This window comes from Microbacterium sp. CCNWLW41, from assembly GCF_037083505.1.
This window is the reverse complement of the sequence record NZ_JBAOJP010000010.1, coordinates 51,067-68,318: the sequence shown is the minus strand read 5'-3', so window position 1 is coordinate 68,318 and position 17,252 is coordinate 51,067. Positions and strand designations below refer to the sequence as shown.

Below are 17,252 nucleotides of genomic sequence, written 5' to 3'. Positions count from 1 at the left end.
CAAAGATCGAGTCTACGGCATCCGGATGCCTCGTCCAAACCGTCAGCGCGCGCCCGGGCGCGGCAGGGGCTCAGGGCACGATCGGCTCCACCGGGTCCGCGGGTGGCTGCTCCTCCGGCGGTGGCTGCTCCTCGGCGGGCGGCTGCTCCTGGGTCGGAGGCGCCGGTTCGGGCTCAGGCGTCACGGGTGCCGAGAAGAAGCGGCGGGACGCCTCCTCCTCCGCCCGCAGCTGATCCTCGCGCAGCGCGGTCACCGCGGCGGCATAGGCGAGCAGCTCGGCGTCGCCGCTCGCTCCCGCGCTCTGCGCGGCGCCGACCGCGGCCGCCGTGGCGATGACGTCGTCACGGAAGCTCTGAAAGGCCAGGTCGTTCTCGGCGGCGATCCCCTCGGCGGTGGCGGGGAGGGTCGCTCCGAGCGCACGCTGCGCTTCGGTCAGCGCGGTGACCTGCTGTGTCACCGCGGCGGTCGCCGTCTTCACCTTTTCGGTCGTCGCCGCCACGGCGGCGGAGTAGGCGCGGGCGTCCGCCGCCGCATCCTCCGCGGACTGCACGTCGTCGATCGTCGTCATGTCGGGGGCGTCATAGGCGGCCGGCCGCTCGGGCAGCGTCGTGCTGTCCAGAAGAGCGATGACGGCACCCGCAGCCGCGTTCGCCGCGTCGAGGGCCGGCTGGTCGCTCATCCCCGCGACCGCTGCGAGTGCCGGCGTGGCACTGTCGGCCGCGGCACGGGCGGCTGCCGCGGTGGTGTCGTACTCCGCGTACGCCGCCTCCATCGCCGGCACCGGCTCGTCGGCGGCGTCGGCGGCGGCCTCGAACTCGGCGGTCGCTGCGGCGAGCTCCTCGGCCTGCGCCTGGAGCAGCTGCGACACGGTGATGCTCGCGGCCACGAGCATCAGGATGAGCGCGACCGCGATCCCCACGGACCACCACGTGCCCTTGCTCCAGGCTCGCATTCCCCGCGGCGTCGAGGCGAACTCGCCCTGGGCCGCCTGCGCGGCCGCCGCCGCCTTCGCCGCGCGCCGCGCCTCGCGCTTCGTGGCGCGTTGAGACGGGGGGCGTCGCTCGGTGGATCGTCCCGGCGGCGCGACGCCCGCAGCGGCGCGACCCGGAACCGTGACAGCCTCGGCGTCTCCGGCCACGACCACGGCTGCCGCAACGGCTTCCGGAGCGACCGCTGAGGGCGGAGCGGATGCCTCGATCGGCACGCCGGGCGCATCGTCGAGCGGGATCAGCTCACCGTCGGCGTCGAACATGAAGAGGTCGTCGGCGTCGTACGAGAGCAGGTCGTCGTCATCGAGCGCGAAGAGGTCGTCGTCGGTTGGGGCTGTGGGCGGGATGGCGTCGGCGATGTCGGGCTCGGCGTCGTCGGCCGGGATCCGATCGGTCTCAGAGGGCACGCCATCGAATTCCGCGCCCGCAGGATCGTGCGCGGGATCGACCGTGGGCGCGTGATCGAGCGTGGGCGCCGGTGCCCCCTGCGCCGGGACAGGCGCGTCGACCGGATCCCGGCGCGGCGGTCGTGCGAAGAACTCGGCGAGCCGGTCGGCGGTGGTCGGGTCGTGAACCTGCCCCTCCGCCACCGGACCACGTGACTCCGCCCCGAAGAAGTCCGCCAGAGCGCGCGCTCGGACCTCGCCACCGTCGGCTGGGGAAGCCTGCGGTGACGAGCCGTCGTCGCTGGGGACGTTGCTCGGGGGCATCGGAGTCAACGGCGCGCGCCCTCCCTAAGTCACGGCCGAATCGACTCAGGGTACACCGTTTCGCGCCACCCTCCGTCCATTGCGCGACAGGCGTCGCGGGCGTCAGGCGGAATCGCGGGGCGCGCCTCAGCTCGGAGGGTCGGTCGGGACCGGCTGGATCGGCGGGCCGGGGATGATCCCCGGGTCGGTGCCCGGCTCCGTGACCTCCCCTTCGGGCGGCGGCGGCACGGACTCCTCCTCGACCGGCGGCGGCGGCTCGACCACCTGGGGAGGCGTCCAGCTGTCGCGACGGATCTGCGATCTCAGGTCGAGAACGCGCTGGTTCTCCGCGCGCAGCGCATCCACCGCCTGGCCGTACAAGACCATCTGGGCCAGGCCGCTCTCTCCTCGACCCTGCGCGACCCCCACGTCATCCGCGGTGACGCGGACTGCCTCCCGGTACGACTCGACCGCGGCGAGGTTCTCGTCGACGACCTCGGCGGCGGACGCCGGCAGGGTGGCCCCGAACGTAGCGAGCGCCGCTCTGAAGGCATCCTGGGCGGCTGTCAGTGCCGACCTCGCCTCACGGGTGCGATCGACCGCCTCGTCGATCACCTCCGAGGCCTCGCGCACATCGTCGAGCGCGGCGGCGACGGATGCCAGGTCCGTCGGCTCCGGGGTCGCGCGGCCGACTTCCACCGCGTCGTCGGCGGCCTGGTGTCCGGCGAGCGCGCTGCGGAACGCGTCGAGCGCCTGCACCGCCGTCGCCCGCGCAGCCTCGTCGCTCTTGCCCTCCAGCCCTGCAAGGGCGGCGTCCGCCTCCGCCGCCAGGGCTGCGGCATCCGTGATTGCGGTGCTGTAGAGCCCCCGCGACGTCTGCAGCGTCACCGCCCGATTGCGCACCTCGGCCTCCTGCTGTCGAAGACTCTGCGCAGCCTGGGCGACGTCGTCCTGGGTGGTGCGCTCGACGAGCACGAGTGCTCCGACGCCGACCACCGCCGCGACCGCCGCGGTCGCGACGAGAGCGTTCAGCCAGTCAGCGGGCGTCCGGCGACGAGAGCGCTGCCGCCGGGGTCGCGCTGCGGACGTGTCCGGAACAGGTGCGGCCGACGCCTGAGGCCCCGGGCCGGGAGCGGCGGCTCCTGCCTCCCCGACGATGTCGGCGAGGCTCGCTCGCCCCTGCGTCGACCCCGCGGGCCTCGCCGCGCCGGCGGCTCCTGCGCCGACCAGACGCCGCAGTCGCTCGCGTTCCCGGGGGTCGATCCCGGGCCCCGGCGACGCGGTGCGACCCGCCTCACCGAAGAGATCGTCGAGCGTGCTCACCAAGCCTCCCTGGTTCGAATGGACCGGCCGGAGAAGGTGTGCTGCGCGTGTCGGCCGACGTGCACGGCAAGGATACAATCGCCGCAGCGAGCCGCGCGCGCTCACCCCGCGCGCGGTCCTGGTGGTCGCGGCTCTGTGAACGCGCTGAAAGGGACGAGATTTTGGAACTGCGCGACTACGTACGAATCCTGCACCGCAACTGGGTGCTCATCCTCTCTCTCACCGTTCTCGGTGTCGCTGTGGGCTTCGGCTGGTCGCTGCTGAAGACGCCCGAGTACGAGGCCACGACCGAGCTCTACGTGTCGGTGCGATCGACCGACAGCGCCCTCGTGGGCGAGCTGGCGCAGGGCACGAACTACGCACGGCAGGCGGTGACGAGCTTCGTCGACGTGGTGAACAGCGCCGTCGTGCTGGATCGCGTCATCGACGACCTCGACCTGGATGTGACCTCGTCCGAGCTCTCGCGCAATGTGTCGGCATCCGTCCCGCCGAACACCGTCATCATCTCGGCCACGGTCACCGATGAGGACCCGGGCCAGGCGGCGGCGATCGCGAACTCGGTTGGCGCGAATTTCGCCGACGTCGTCGTGAATGAGCTCGAGAAGCCCGACGGAGAGGCGCCGAGCCTCGTCCGCATCGAGACGATCCAGCCCGCGCTCGTGCCGACCTCCGCGTCCAGCCCCAACGCTCCCCTCAACATCGCCCTCGGCCTCCTGGTCGGCCTCGCCGCCGGCATCGGCTTCGCGGTGCTGCGCACGGTGCTCGACACGCGCATCCACTCGACCCACGACATCGAGCAGGTCACCGACAAGTCGGTGCTGGGAGGCATCGCGTTCGACCCCGACACCAAGAAGCGCCCGCTCATCGTGCACGCCGACCCGATGAACCCTCGCGCCGAGTCGTTCCGCACGCTGCGCACCAACCTGCAGTTCGTCGACGTCGATCACGACGGCGGATCGCGGTCGTTCGTGATCACGAGCGCGGGCCCCGGCGAGGGCAAGTCGACCACCACCGCGAACCTCGCGATCGCGCTCGCCGAGACCGGAGCTCGCGTGGCGCTGGTCGACGGCGACCTGCGCCTGCCGAAGGTCGCCGAGTACATGGGCATCGAGGGCGGCGTCGGTCTCACCGACGTCCTCATCGGACACGCAGAGCTGAGGGACGTCCTCCAGCGCTGGGGGCGCGGCAAGCTGTTCGTGCTGCCGGCCGGCCGCATCCCCCCGAACCCGTCGGAGCTTCTCGGCAGCCAGGCGATGCAGAAGACCCTGCACGCGCTGACCGAGGCGTTCGACTACGTCCTCGTCGACGCGCCGCCGCTGCTTCTCGTGACCGACGCGGCCGTCGTCTCCAAGTTCACGAGCGGCGCGATCCTCGTGGCCGCGTCCGGTTCGACGCGCAAGCCGCAGCTCGAGGGCGCCGTGAAGGCGCTCGACGGCATCGGCAGCCGCCTGCTCGGCATCATCGTCACGATGCTGCCGACGAAGGGCCCCGACAGCTACGGCTACGGCAGCTACACCTACAGCGCGACGCACGACATCCGCGAGAAGGGCCAGACGCGCGCCGAGCTGCGCAAGGCCCGCGCCGCGGAGGCGTGATGACGTTCCGCATCCTCACGGTCTGCACCGGCAACGTCTGCCGCAGCCCGCTCGCCGAGCAGCTGCTGCGCGCGCGGCTCAACCCGTCGATCGTCACCGTCAAGAGCGCCGGAGTGAGCGCGCTGGTGGGGGTCGGCATGCCCGAGCCGGCGCTCGAGTGGGCGAATCGCCTGGGCGTGACGGATGCCGCCTCCCATGTCGCGCAGCAGGTGACCGTCGAGCTGATCCGCGGTGCGGATCTCGTACTGGCGATGTCGCGTGATCATCGGCGCGCCCTCGTGGAGCTGACCCCGGCGGCGACCCGGAAGACCTTCACGATCCGCGAACTCGCCCACATCGCGGCGGGGATCAGCGATGACGAGCTTCGCGCCGAGGTCGCCGGATCGACGGACGCGGTGGAGGCACTTCGTGGGGCGGTGGATCTGGCTTCGGCGCTTCGTGGCGTGGTCGAGCCGGTCGCCTCCCCCGATGACCTCGATGTGATCGACCCGTACCGGCAGTCCGCCGCGGTGTACGAGCAGTCGGCGACGCAGCTCGCCCCCGCGGCCGACGCCGTGGCAGTGTTCCTCGCCCGCGCCGTCACCCCCCGCTGAGCGGCCGAGCCGCGCGAACCGACTCCGCGTGGTGTCATCCGTTCGGCGGACACCAGCGTCAATTCGCGACACCGGAGGTTCCGAATCGCGCCAAGCACGCGCGGGCGGCTCAGCGCCGCAGCGCCCCCCAAGTAGCCTCCTGAAGACAAGGGAGGGTTCGCAGGCGACCTCAACAGGCGCCCTGTTACACCGCGCCCGAGTGAGTCTCCTGGCGCCGGATCGCATAAGGGGGCTCCGTGACAGTTGATGTGAACGTCGAATCATCCCTCCCGGTCGCGCCGTCTCCCGAGTCCTCGGCGGAACCGGCACGCCGTCCCCGCGACTCCGACCCGCTCGTCGACACTTCCCGAGAGACGGCCCACCACGAGCGCCCCGCGGCGGCGCCGAGGAGCTGGGCGACACGCTACGCGCGTCGGCTCTGGGTCAGCGACCTCCTCGTCCTCATCACAGTCGTCTATGGGACGCAGCTCGTCTGGTTCGGCACGGGAAGCGCCGAGGTCGCAATCCGCGCCGACAGTCGCCTGACGGACGTGTCGTACTGGGTCTTCTCGGCCGTGCTCATGACCCTGTGGATGATCGGCCTCACCATGGCCGACTCTCGCAGCTCGCGAGTAGTCGGCACGGGCTCGACCGAGTACGTGCGCGTCGCGAACGCGAGCTTCGTGGTGTTCAGCGTCGTGATCATCGCCTCGTTCCTGCTGCGACTGGACGTCGCGCGCGGCTACCTTCTGATCGCACTGCCGGCGGGCGCGCTGCTGCTGCTCGCCGAACGGTATGTCTGGCGTCGCTGGCTCCTCGCCCGGCGCGCGAGAGGCGAGTACTCCGCCCGGGTGCTCCTGGTGGGCTCCGACGCCTCGGTGGCGCAGATCGCCCATGAGCTCCAACGCTCTCCCCGAGCCGGCTACCACGTCGTCGGCGCCTGCGTGCCGACCGGGCGCGTGGCCGCCACCATCGAGGGCTCGGACGTGCCCGTCATGGGCAATGTGAACGACGTCGCCGGCGCCATGGCGGCCGTCGGCGCCGACACCGTCGTCGTGACGAGCACCGACGAGCTGCCGCCGTTCAAGGTGAAGCAGATCTCGTGGGGACTGGAATCCGGTCGGCAGCACCTCGTCCTGGCACCGAGCATCGTCGACATCGCGGGCCCCCGCATCCACACGCGTCCCGTCTCCGGTCTTCCGCTGATCCACGTCGAGACGCCCCGGTTCAGCAAGGGCCAGCTGTTCCTCAAGCGCGCGACCGACCTGACGGCGAGCCTTGCCGGAGTCATCCTCCTGAGCCCGCTGCTGGCGTTCCTCGCCGTCTCGGTGCGGCTGTCCAGCGATGGCCCGGTGTTCTTCCGTCAGACCCGGATCGGGCTCGGCGGGCGCGAGTTCACGATGCTCAAGTTCCGCTCCATGGTGCAGAACGCGGAGGAGCTCCTGCCCCAGTTGCAGGAGCAGCAGCGCGACGTCGGCAACGAGGTGCTGTTCAAGATGTCGAACGATCCCCGGGTGACCCCCGTCGGTCGCCTCATGCGCAAGTACAGCCTCGACGAGCTGCCCCAGCTCTTCAACGTGATCGGCGGCTCGATGTCTCTGGTCGGTCCGCGGCCGCCGCTGGCGAGCGAGGTGGAGCAGTACGCCGACCACGTGCATCGCCGGTTCCTCGCCAAGCCGGGCATCACCGGCGCGTGGCAGGTGAGCGGCCGATCCACCCTCTCGTGGGAGGACTCGGTGCGCCTCGACCTCTCGTACGTGGAGAACTGGACGCTCCTGGGCGACCTCCTGATCATCCTGAAGACCGGCAAGGCCGTCCTGGCCCCCGGTTCGACGGCCGCCTGACTACGACGCCCCCACGAGAATTGGAGAAACGGATGCCTCACGTCGCAATCATCGGCACCCGCGGATACCCCAGCTACTACGGAGGGTTCGAGACCGCGGTGCGCAAACTCGCTCCCTACCTCGTGGAGCACGGCTGGAAGGTGACGGTCTACTCGCGAGAAGGCGCGGTTCGCACGAATGACCCCGATCTCGACCCACGAGTCAATGTCATGTACACGCGCGGCCTTGAGAAGAAGTCCCTGAGCACCCTCAGCTACGGTTTCACCGCTTCCCGCGACGCCATCAAGCGGGGTGCCGACGTGGCACTGGTGATGAACGTGGCCAACGGATTCTTCCTGCCGATGCTGAAGCGCTCCGGCATCCCCACCCTGGTGAACGTCGACGGCATCGAGTGGGTGCGGGCCAAGTGGGGCCTTCTTGCGCGCACGGTGTTCAAGCGCGGTGCAGCGCTCACCGCCCGCTGCGGTGACGAGCTGGTGTTCGACGCGAAGGCCATCGCCCAGTTCTGGAAGACCGAGTTCGGGCGCGACGGCGTCTTCATCCCCTACGGCGGAGACCCTGTCGAGAGCCTGCCTGTCGAGCCTGGGTACACCTCGGGCGAGTATGCACTGATCGTCGCCCGATTCGTGCCCGAGAACACGGTGCCGGAGTTCGTCGAGGCGGCGCGGCGGATCTCACGCACGCATAAGGTCGTCTTCGTCGGCTCGACCGGCTACGGCGGAGAGCTCGATGAGCAGGTCCGCGAGCTGGCCGAGTCCAACCCGAACGTGGCGTGGTTCGGTCATGTCGCCGACGATCGGCGGCTCTTCGCTCTCTGGCAGCACGCCGGCGCGTATTTCCACGGGCATAGCGTGGGCGGAACGAACCCCGCTCTCGTGCAGGCGATGGCCGCGGGCGCTCCCGTCATCGCACGAGACACGGTCTACAACCGAGAGGTGCTCGGCGATCAGGGGACGTTCACGTCGCCCGACGCGGACAGCATCGCGGACGCTGTCCTGGCGATGCTGGGCTCGGCGGAGCGGAGGGCGGCCGCCGGAGCGTTGTCCCAGTCACGTGCGGAGGAGGAGTACACCTGGTCGATGGTCTGCGACCGGTACGATCGAGCGCTTCGGGCACTTCTTCCCGCGCGTCAGCCGGCGAAGGCGCCGAGCCGCACTATCGACGCGGAAGCGCGCGTCTGACGCGCCATCCATCGCCTCATCCCTCAACTCAGATGGCAGCACACTTGAGCACCAGTCCCGCCCTCGTGGCGTTCCCCATGCACGGCCAGCACAAGCTCTCGAACGAGGGATATCGCACCCGTGACGGTCACCTCATCGAGTGGTTCGGTCGAAAACTGCGGTCGCATGGCCCGGTGCTGGTCGTGTCTCGGCCCGAGCCGCGGGTTCTCGCGCCGCTCCGGCGCTATTCCCCTACCAGGGTCGCTGAGAACACGGTCCCCGCGTCGACGTTCGTCTGGAAGCTCCCGTCCCTGGGCGACCGCCAACGATGGTGGGTCGACTCGCTGAAGAGCTACCATCGCCCCATCCCCGGCTTGGCGACACCGGTGATCACCTGGAATCCGTTCTTGGCGTTGTCTTCGGCCTGGCCCGTCATCGTCTCGGCTGGCGTGCCGGTCGCCTTCGACCTGCTCGACGACTGGACAATTCATTACGCGTTCGAGGGCGTCCGCGCGGATGTCATCCGCGCTTACAAGATCCTCTTCGATCATGCGACCGTGGTAACGGCGAATGCGGAAGGGACAGTTGAACTCGCGCGGCGATTCGGCAGAGAAGATGTTGTGCTCCTGCCCAACGGATGCGATCCGGAGCGCTTCGACTCCACGTCGACCGCCAGCGGGCCGCTCACGGTCGGCTACGTCGGAAAGATCGGCAAGCGGCTGGACCTCGATTTGATCCTCGACTCGGCCCGCCGGCTCCCGCAAGTGGATTTCGTGTTCGCAGGCCCAGTCCTCGACCCTGAGTACAAGAAGCCAATGGAAGCAGCACCGAATATACGGATGCTTGGCGACGTCTTCTACGAAGACGTGCCAGCCCTGCTGAGGAGCTTCGACGTAGGTTGGGTCCCCCACCGTGTCGGACGGGGAGAAGTCGGCGGCGACGTCATAAAGACGTACGAATACCGCGCCGCGGGCCTGCCCGTCCTCACGACACCTGTGGCCGGCGCGAACAGCAGAGGTCTAGACGCGGTGACCGTCGCGGAGGCCGCACATCACGTCGGATGGATCGCCGAGCGCGCGCGCGACGGAGCACGCGTACCGCGCCAGGTGTCAGCGCTCCCTAACGAAGTCAGGTGGGAAGGCAAGGCCGACTACATACTCGGTCGATTGCGTCCCATCAAGACCGGCGCATGACGGCGATGGTGTCGCTCATCGCCGCTTGAGCCCACGCGCGATGAACGACCGCGCGTCACGTCAAGACCCCCGCTGCACGGAGGTCCTTCGACGAGGGCAGAACAATGCCCGCCTTCACGGAGCTCACGTCAGCGGGGCTGACGGAGTGAGGCTTCCGTAGCGCCTCATCGAGCGACTCGGCCGGATTGAACGCCAGGCCGATCGACTCGCAGTAGTCGCGGTACTTGAAGCTGGCCTCGCCGGCCGCGTTCGGAGCCACCGGGTGCGCCGGTCGACCGAGCGCGTGCGCCCAGATAAGGCCATGAAGGGACGAGGAGTACACGAACTCGGCTTGGGCAATTGAACGAGCGACCTCGAACGCGGGGGCATCTATGTCGACGATCGTCAACTGCTTCGTGGATCGGTACAGATGGCGCTCACGATAGTGGGGAATGAAGACCACACGGTTCTTTATCACCGAAAGGCTCATCAGCTCTGGGTAGATCCGGTCGATCAATAACCCTGGATCACCGAGGAAACGTATGCGATCCGTGGACAACCCGGCTCGCCGAAGGGCGTCGAGAGTCAGTGGGCCACGCAGTCCGACGACCGTGATCTCCCCACCGTCGATGCGATCGAGATTCGGCGACTTGACCCCGACGCCGGAAAGAACATCCCCAGGCTGCGCCCGATGGCCGATCGAGCCCACGAACAGCGCGCGCTTACCGCCTGTCGCGACGTTCTCGATCAACCCGTCACCGTATGCCCAACGAATGAGATCGATGTTGAAGGAGTCTCCAGCGTTGCCGTAGCGGAAACCGCCGCGTGCCCGGGGAAGGATCCGCTTGATGGGCGGCTGCCAGTAGTACGTCCTGATCACGCGATCGACTCCTCTGCAATTCGTGCGAGCGCGGCCCGCGAATCATTGACGCCGTACCCCAGCAGCAGTTCCTTGCGGATTCGTGTGATTCCCGAGAAGTACGTCGCTGACCAAAGGTTGGGGTTGAGCCTGTCGCGTGTCGGCAGCAGTGCGCGCCACGAATCGATCAGCGTCGTTGGGGAGACGCTAACGGCGTACTCGTCGGCCGCGAGATCCAATTCGACCAAGCGTCCGACGTAGGCTCTCCGTCGGCCGACTTTGACCTTCGAATGGGCTATAAGGAGCCCGCGATCGGCTTCAACGAGCATCTGCGAGCCGATCGTGAGCCCCACCGGGCCCGCGGAGCCAATCGGCTGCTGTCGATCGAACGACAACGACCCGCCGTCGCCAAGCCGGCCCCCTCGGTTCACCAGAATCTCGAGAGGCTGTAGTGAGTACACCGCTCGCAGCTCTGTCCCCGCCCAAAAGAACGCCCAGTTCTTCTCGACTCTTTGCCGGTTCTCGAGGAGACATTCCTGAGGAACCCCCAGTTTGGGTGTCACGCGCTGGAGGTAGATCGAGTTCGGGTGCTGCGCGGAGAAGCCGCTGTTATACGTGACATACACTTCTTCACCCAGCATCAACAGTTTCGGGTCGGCAATGAAAGGGATCCCGAGGTCGATCGCGAACGACGTCAGATCGGTTACGACATCCCCGGACTCATCGAGGCGGGCCAGGTATGCGCGCACGCGTCCTCCGTCCGGGCCGATCGCCCGAAACGCGACGTACAGCGCACCGTCATGCTCGATAGGGCTCGGATTGAAGACGTTGCTCACGTTAATGCTTTGAGAAAGCCCCGCCAGACGGGCCTCCAGATCGCTGTCGCGCGCACTTGCGAGTCGCCGGATGCGAGTCGTCATTGCTTTCCTCCTCCTCGCCCGCGCCGGACGATTGTCAGAATCTGCCTGATCTGCCCCCTCGCCATGAGCCACACGATGATGGCGTAGACGCCAAGGGAAAGGAGACCCGCGGGTGCAACGAAGCTCAGCATCGGAAGGGGAGCCTGCGCCCAGGGCGTGAACTGTAGGCCGATACCGACGGCCGCGAGCCCAACCACGCCGGCCGTGGGGGCCAGAAATCGTCGCAGATAGTCGCTCGGGTGGACCCCGGAGTGCCTCTTCAGCGCGAAGATTCGCACTGGCCAGAAGATGAACTGCCGAGCGCTCCTGCCAGCGGCGACAGCAGTGATTCCGAACGGCACGCATGCGAAGAGCACGACGGTCCCGAAAACGAACTGACCGCCGGCCACACCCAGAGAGACATCACCCCGCCCCTTCGCCAGGAGCGCGCTCTTGTCGAAGAATGTGACTGATGCGAGCGCGGCCGACGGCGCCAGCAACGCCATCAGCGGGACGGCTTGCTCCCAGCCCGGCCCGAAAAGGAACTCGGTTATGGGATAGCCGAAGACGGTCACGAGGGCAAATGCTGGAAACGCGATCGCAGCGCTGGCGAAAGTGAACGTGTAGAAATACTGAAGGAATCGCCGGTGATCGTTCTGTACTCGCGACAGAGCAGGAAGCGAGACTCTTGACATCACCGATGCCACCACTTCCATAAGAATGGTTAGCACTCGCTGCCCAAGGAAGTAGTAGCCGAGCTGCGCCGGCGTGAAGAAGAATCCAATAATGATCTTGTCGACGTTCGACTGCAGAGAATTGAGCAGTTCTATTGCAACGACTTGGGCACTGAATGCCCAGGACTGCTTCAGTGAAGCAATCGAGTAGCGAAAGCGCGGACGCCATCGCGCTGCGACCCAGAGCACGACCGCGCCCGCGGCTGCAGCCACCACGGGCTGAAGCACCAGCGCCCATATTCCGGCTCCCCCGATCGCCAGAACCAGCGCAACACCGGATCCGATCAGCGAACCAGCCAATTGCCGAGCCGCGAGCGGCTTGAACTTGAGTTCTCGCTGGAGTGTCGCTGCTGGAACGGAAGCCAGCCCAGAGATCAAGAGCACAAGCCCTGATGCGGGGATGATTTCAGCGAGCTGCGGCTCGGCGAAGATCATCACGATGAGTGGAGTGGCAACCCAGAGAAGAACGTAGAGGACTACTCCTAGGGCGACGGATGTCCAGAACGCGGTCCAAACGTCCAATTCCCGCAGGGTCTCTCGTTGAACGAGCGCCTGCGCGAAGCCGTACTCCACGAAGACGGCGAACACCGCCATAATTGCTGTAATGATGGCCACGAGGCCGAAATCATCAGGAGTGAGCAGTCGACCGAGAACAGCGAAAACGAGGAGCGAAAGTAGGCGACTTCCCCATCGCTCCATCGCGGTCCAGAGTATTCCGCTCGCAGCCCGGCGAGAAAGCGAGTCGTCGGTCACGGAGCCGCGGTCCGTTGGCGGATGAGTTTCATTCTCCGCCACCTCGCGTCCACGACGCGACAGGATCGCGACAGGTATCGCATCGGGTCGACCATCGGGATCGCCTCTCTCACTCGATCAGGCGTTACGCGCCGTGTATATGAGCGGCGCGCCCGTGCGATTGTGACCCACCATGTGCGCCACTCGAGTACACACCTTATCCGAGCTGGGAGGACGTCCCGACCGTAATCTCGTGGACATGGAGCGCAGGTAGACTCGCGCGGCGGCAATCGCCGCGAGACGCCTGACCCAGGAGCATCGACTATTGGCCGAGTCGACATCGACACCTCTTCCGGCGGGAGCGGAGCTCACGGTGCTTCACGCGACGCGAGCGCCAGGCGACGACACAACGTACGCGACCCAGATGCGAGAGAGCGCCGCCCCGGGTGTCAACGTCCGCTTCTTCGACTGGCGCACTGCGTTGTCCGGCGAGTACGACGTGCTCCACATTCACTGGCCGGAGTATCTGGTGCGCGGCGAAGGCAAGAGGGACGCGCTCGCGGCCCTCGTACGGGTCCCGTTACTCGCGCGCCGCATCCGTCGGAACAAGATCGCCGTCGTGCGGACCTTGCACAACCTCACGCCACACGAGGCCGGACACCCGCTCGAACCGAGGCTGACGGCGATGCTCTCCCGCGCGGTACACAAGAACATCGCATTGAATCGGGCTACGCAGCTGGACGACTCCGATCAGCCCGATGTGATCCTTCACGGGGACTATATCGAGAGGTTCAGCACCATCCCGAGGTCCCCGCGGGTCGACGGGAGAGTTCTCTACTTCGGCCTTCTGCGTCGCTATAAGGGTGTGGACACCCTGGTCTCGGCGTTTGAGGATGCGGGTGACCCGTCGATGAGTCTGCGCCTGGTCGGCCGCCCTCAGAACCAGGCGATGCGGGACATGGTGGCTCGACTGAGCGCGGCGGATTCCCGAATCACTTCGGACTTGAGGTTCGTTCCTGACAGCGATCTCGTGAGGGAGGTCAGCCAAGCACAACTGGTGGTGCTTCCCTACCGGGAGATGCACAATTCGGGCAGCCTGCTCGTCGCCCTGTCGCTCGGCCGCCCCGTGCTGACAATCGATACTCCCGTCAACCGTTCCATCCAGCGGGAGGTCGGTCCCGGATGGATCTGGCTCTACGACGGTGATCTCACGTCGGATCGGCTCAACGATGCCCTGAGCGAGGTGCGAAGCCTGGGCCGAGGTGAGGAGGAGCATCCGCAGTTCGATCAGCGAGACTGGGCGAGCGTCGGACGGAAACACAAGCTGGTGTACGAGGAAGCGATACGCCTCGCCCGCGGGTCACGCTGACCTCACGCAACATCGCGTATCGCCGGGCCTCCGCTCGGTGGAACAACCGCCTGTACGTGAACAAGGAGACGCAGTGCCAGCTGACAACCGTGAGACGATCGTTTACGCGTGGCTCATCGGACAAGATGACAATGTCGGGGACACCGTGTTGCGACGCGAGTACGCGGACGCTCTTCGACAGCGCGGTCCATTGGCCGTATATGTGGGCTGGGTCAACGAAGGGTTTGTGGATGGCCTCGCGCTCCAAACCGGCGACCGGGTCTTCAGGAAGTACGTGCCCTGGGCCCTCTCAGCAATGCGCGCTACCGCCGACTATCGCGTAACGCTCGCGATCAATTCAGGTGAGTTCGCGCTGTCACGCCTCTTCGCGCTCATGTCGCTCATTCTGATCCCGGTAGCGAGACTGACGAAGCGCAGGGGCGGAGACGTTGTCTGGCTGGGAGCGGCGGTCCCAGGTCGCGCTCGCACAGGGCTCGGCTGGATCTTCAGAAGCCTTTACGACACGGTCGACCTCGTACGCTGGCGCGATCTCGCCAGTTCTTCATATGTGGGTCCGGCCGACTGGATGCCTGACTGGGCGTTCGGAGTCACCAGTGACCGGGCAAGACGAGGGGAAAGGCGCACGATCGGCGTCTCGCTCCGATTCGACCGGCCCTACCCGAGTCGAGACTGGCTGGAGGCGGTTCGTTCCCTTGCGGACCGACTTGCGCTCGACATTGTGGCAGTCGCCCAGGTCGAACGAGATACGCCGCACGCGGAGCGCGTGGCACGGGAACTCGGTGGCCGTGTGGTCCGGTTCTCCGGGGGTAGCCACTCGGAGCAGGAACTCGCCGTGAGGGCGGAGTACGCCGGCATGCGACTCATGCTCAGCGACCGTCTTCACGGACTCATCATCGCGGCAACGGAGGGGGCGATTCCCTTGGGGTGGTGCGAAGCCTCCACTGAGAAGCTGAGCCGGCATCTTGACCCAATGGGCTTGGAATGGTCGACCCTAAGCCCGAGCAGTGTGGTCGAGGCGCTCCACGCTCTCGACGAAGCGCAACTCGATACCTTCACGGTTGCGCTTCGCGACGCCCTGGACCGAGGCGCGGGTCACATCCGCGACATCCGCGATCTGGTGGCGGACGGGGACCGCGGTGAGGCGCCTTCGCGGCAAGGCGTTCACCCGTGAGCGTCGAAGTCGTCCATTGGAACCCACGCCGACCGATCGCGCCGGGGTTCGTAGGCAGACTGCTCCCGGTGCGCCGCCCCGTCAACAACTTCGGCGACTTGCTTGGGCCATTGATCGTCAGGCGCCTCGTCGACCGCCTGAATCTTAAGCCGGCCCGCCACCAGCACCGCCTCGTCGCAGTGGGCTCCATCCTGCGGCTGGCCGCGGACGGCGACGTGATATGGGGGGCGGGGGCCAATGGGAAGTCAGTGGACAAGCCACTCGACGCGACCCATCTCGACGTCCGGGCGGTACGTGGTCCGCTGACAAGGAAGTATCTCCGGGATCAAGGGATCGCATGCCCAGAAGTGTTCGGCGATCCCGGCCTGTTGATAGGACACCTCTGGACGAGAGCAGAGCTCCGAGGGCCGCGCCCTGCCCGTGGGGTGACGATCGTGCCGAATCTCCACGACTTCCCGCAGTATCGTCGCGACCCTCGAGTCATCGATCCGCGGGCGTCGGTATGGGATGTCGTCGGACGAATCGCCTCGTCCGAGATGGTCGTCGGCAGTTCCCTGCATGGTGTGATCATCGCCGAGAGCCTGGGAATCCCCGCGTGCCTGGTGGTCTCCGGCACGGAGCCCCGCTTCAAGTACGATGACTACTTCCTGGGCACGGGTCGGGCCGCGCCATACCTCGCACCCGACGTGGACTCCGCGATCGGATCCGGGGGCGCCCCACCACTCGACTGGTCCCCTACAGCTTTGACCGAAGCCTTTCCCCGTGACCTCTGGACATAGCAGTGTCGAGTGCAGCGTTCACCGCAAGTTGGATGGAGGCGGGGTCAGATGCTTGAAGTGGCGGTGATCGGCTTCCTCGCATTCATCGGGCTGCTGGTGACCGCGCCGCGCCTCGGCTGGAAGCTCACGGTCGCGACCATCGCGTTGCTCGTCATGGCGCTCCCCCCGCGTGGCGCGGGGGGCATTGAGCTACTCGGCGTCCCATTGACGTCGCACATCATCGCAGTCGTCGGGCTGGCCATGCTGGCCACACTCACCGGAACGCGGTCGGCGCTCACGTTGCGCTTCATCCCCCTCGTTGTCTTCCTACTTCTGCTCGGTCCGCTGGCGTGGACGTTCGGCACCGACACCACTGCTGGCACCAGTCAACTGCTGATTGGGGTATTCGCCTGGATCGCAGGCTCGTACGTCGCCACGCTCGCACGATGCGATGTGCGATCCGAGAAGTATTTCGCACTACTCGTGCTCGCGATCGTCGCGTTCCAAGCAGCTGTGGCGTTGCTGCAGTTCGCCGGCGTCGACATCTTCACTGCGGACAGCCGGACGGCTGAGCTGACGGTCGGTCGCGCCACCGGCACCTACGGTCACCCTGGAACTCTGGGCAAGGTGATCGTCCTGCTCGCGGTGTTCGCGCTGCCGCTCATGGGGTCGGCGGTCAAACGGGTGAGAACGATCGTAACGCTGACGTTGCTGATCGCAATCGTGCCGATCGGACTCTCCGAGAGTCGTTCGAACATCGCCAGCTTGCTCGCGCTTCTTGCGTTGTGGGTCCTCTTGCTGCCTCGCGAGAGGGCACTCGGCGCCCGAATCGTCCTGCCAGCGGGGGCGCTGGTCATCGCGCTGTCTTTCTATGAGGCGATCGCTGCGCGATTCGCGCTCGATCCACTGGGAGGCGAGCGCGATCACTTCATGAGTGTTGCGCTCGCCCACATCCCCGAGAACCTACTTTTCGGGGTTGGGCCCAAGGCTTACATCCCCTACTTCGGTCAGTTCGATTCCCTCACGGCGCAGGGCTGGCCCGTTCACAACGTCTTCGTTCTCGAACTCGCGGAGATCGGGCTCATCGGGGCCGCGCTTCTCTTCATCCCAGCCGTGGTCGCGCCGACTGTTGTCGCGGTGAGGCGACTGCGCGATACGGGGTCGGCCGGATACCACGCGCGTGCGATCATCGCTGCTCTCCCGGCGATCATCATCATTGGTACTACGGGTTGGGGCCTTATCGACGTCAACACCCTTCCCCTCTGGTTCTTCGTGTTCGGCTATCTCGAACAGCGAACCCGAGATGCGGACCCGCAAGCCGGTATCCCCACAGCGCAGACCGGAGGAGTTGCGGCATTTAAGCAGTAGAAGGGCGCATCCAAGTCG

General features: G+C 66.9%; 14 protein-coding genes. 9 read left to right on the top strand and 5 right to left on the bottom strand.

The window, feature by feature from the left end; all coding sequences use genetic code 11:
• Positions 1–70: 70 nt before the first annotated feature.
• Complete coding sequence (locus V6R91_RS28830; RefSeq protein WP_336398127.1) at positions 71–1,396, bottom strand: hypothetical protein; 1,326 nt, start codon at positions 1,394–1,396, stop codon at positions 71–73.
• Between the two features lie 429 nt (positions 1,397–1,825).
• Positions 1,826–3,001 (bottom strand): hypothetical protein, encoded by a 1,176-nt coding sequence (locus V6R91_RS28825; protein WP_336398126.1) that lies wholly within the window; start codon positions 2,999–3,001, stop codon positions 1,826–1,828.
• Between the two features lie 161 nt (positions 3,002–3,162).
• On the opposite strand from V6R91_RS28825, the gene V6R91_RS28820 reads away from it, so the two are divergent.
• The 5 genes from V6R91_RS28820 to V6R91_RS28800 all read left to right on the top strand — a co-directional run bounded on the left by V6R91_RS28820 (position 3,163) and on the right by V6R91_RS28800 (position 9,365).
• Complete coding sequence (locus V6R91_RS28820; RefSeq protein ID WP_336398125.1) at positions 3,163–4,596, top strand: polysaccharide biosynthesis tyrosine autokinase; 1,434 nt, start codon at positions 3,163–3,165, stop codon at positions 4,594–4,596.
• Positions 4,596–5,189: an arsenate reductase/protein-tyrosine-phosphatase family protein gene (locus V6R91_RS28815; RefSeq protein ID WP_336398124.1), complete on the top strand. Its 594-nt coding sequence runs from the start codon at positions 4,596–4,598 to the stop codon at positions 5,187–5,189. Before V6R91_RS28820 ends, V6R91_RS28815 begins: the two co-directional genes overlap by 1 nt.
• 236 nt (positions 5,190–5,425) lie before the next feature.
• Positions 5,426–7,012 (top strand): sugar transferase, encoded by a 1,587-nt coding sequence (locus V6R91_RS28810; RefSeq protein WP_336398123.1) that lies wholly within the window; start codon positions 5,426–5,428, stop codon positions 7,010–7,012.
• 32 nt (positions 7,013–7,044) lie between these two features.
• Positions 7,045–8,193 carry a glycosyltransferase gene (locus V6R91_RS28805; protein WP_336398122.1) on the top strand — a complete coding sequence of 383 codons (1,149 nt, stop codon included), beginning with the start codon at positions 7,045–7,047 and terminating at the stop codon, positions 8,191–8,193.
• 77 nt (positions 8,194–8,270) lie between these two features.
• A complete protein-coding gene (locus V6R91_RS28800; RefSeq protein ID WP_336398121.1) occupies positions 8,271–9,365 on the top strand; it encodes a glycosyltransferase in 1,095 nt (364 codons plus the stop codon).
• A gap of 55 nt (positions 9,366–9,420) precedes the next feature.
• On the opposite strand, the gene V6R91_RS28795 is transcribed toward V6R91_RS28800, so the two are convergent.
• Genes V6R91_RS28795 through V6R91_RS28785 form a run of 3 tightly spaced genes read right to left on the bottom strand, consistent with a single transcriptional unit; the run spans position 9,421 to position 12,589 of the window.
• On the bottom strand, positions 9,421–10,224 hold the full coding sequence (locus V6R91_RS28795) for a polysaccharide pyruvyl transferase family protein (protein WP_336398120.1): 804 nt from the start codon (positions 10,222–10,224) through the stop codon (positions 9,421–9,423).
• Positions 10,221–11,123 carry a hypothetical protein gene (locus V6R91_RS28790; protein ID WP_336398119.1) on the bottom strand — a complete coding sequence of 301 codons (903 nt, stop codon included), beginning with the start codon at positions 11,121–11,123 and terminating at the stop codon, positions 10,221–10,223. Before V6R91_RS28790 ends, V6R91_RS28795 begins: the two co-directional genes overlap by 4 nt.
• On the bottom strand, positions 11,120–12,589 hold the full coding sequence (locus V6R91_RS28785) for a lipopolysaccharide biosynthesis protein (RefSeq protein WP_336398118.1): 1,470 nt from the start codon (positions 12,587–12,589) through the stop codon (positions 11,120–11,122). Before V6R91_RS28785 ends, V6R91_RS28790 begins: the two co-directional genes overlap by 4 nt.
• 403 nt (positions 12,590–12,992) lie before the next feature.
• On the opposite strand from V6R91_RS28785, the gene V6R91_RS28780 reads away from it, so the two are divergent.
• The 4 genes from V6R91_RS28780 (at position 12,993) to V6R91_RS28765 (ending at position 17,234) form a co-directional block, all read left to right on the top strand.
• Positions 12,993–13,937 (top strand): glycosyltransferase, encoded by a 945-nt coding sequence (locus V6R91_RS28780; protein ID WP_336398117.1) that lies wholly within the window; start codon positions 12,993–12,995, stop codon positions 13,935–13,937.
• A gap of 73 nt (positions 13,938–14,010) precedes the next feature.
• Positions 14,011–15,108 (top strand): polysaccharide pyruvyl transferase family protein, encoded by a 1,098-nt coding sequence (locus V6R91_RS28775; RefSeq protein ID WP_336398116.1) that lies wholly within the window; start codon positions 14,011–14,013, stop codon positions 15,106–15,108.
• Positions 15,105–15,887 carry a polysaccharide pyruvyl transferase family protein gene (locus V6R91_RS28770; RefSeq protein ID WP_336398115.1) on the top strand — a complete coding sequence of 261 codons (783 nt, stop codon included), beginning with the start codon at positions 15,105–15,107 and terminating at the stop codon, positions 15,885–15,887. Before V6R91_RS28775 ends, V6R91_RS28770 begins: the two co-directional genes overlap by 4 nt.
• A gap of 48 nt (positions 15,888–15,935) precedes the next feature.
• Entirely contained in the window at positions 15,936–17,234 is a 1,299-nt protein-coding gene (locus tag V6R91_RS28765; protein ID WP_336398114.1) for an O-antigen ligase family protein, read from the top strand.
• The last annotated feature ends 18 nt before the right edge of the window (positions 17,235–17,252 follow it).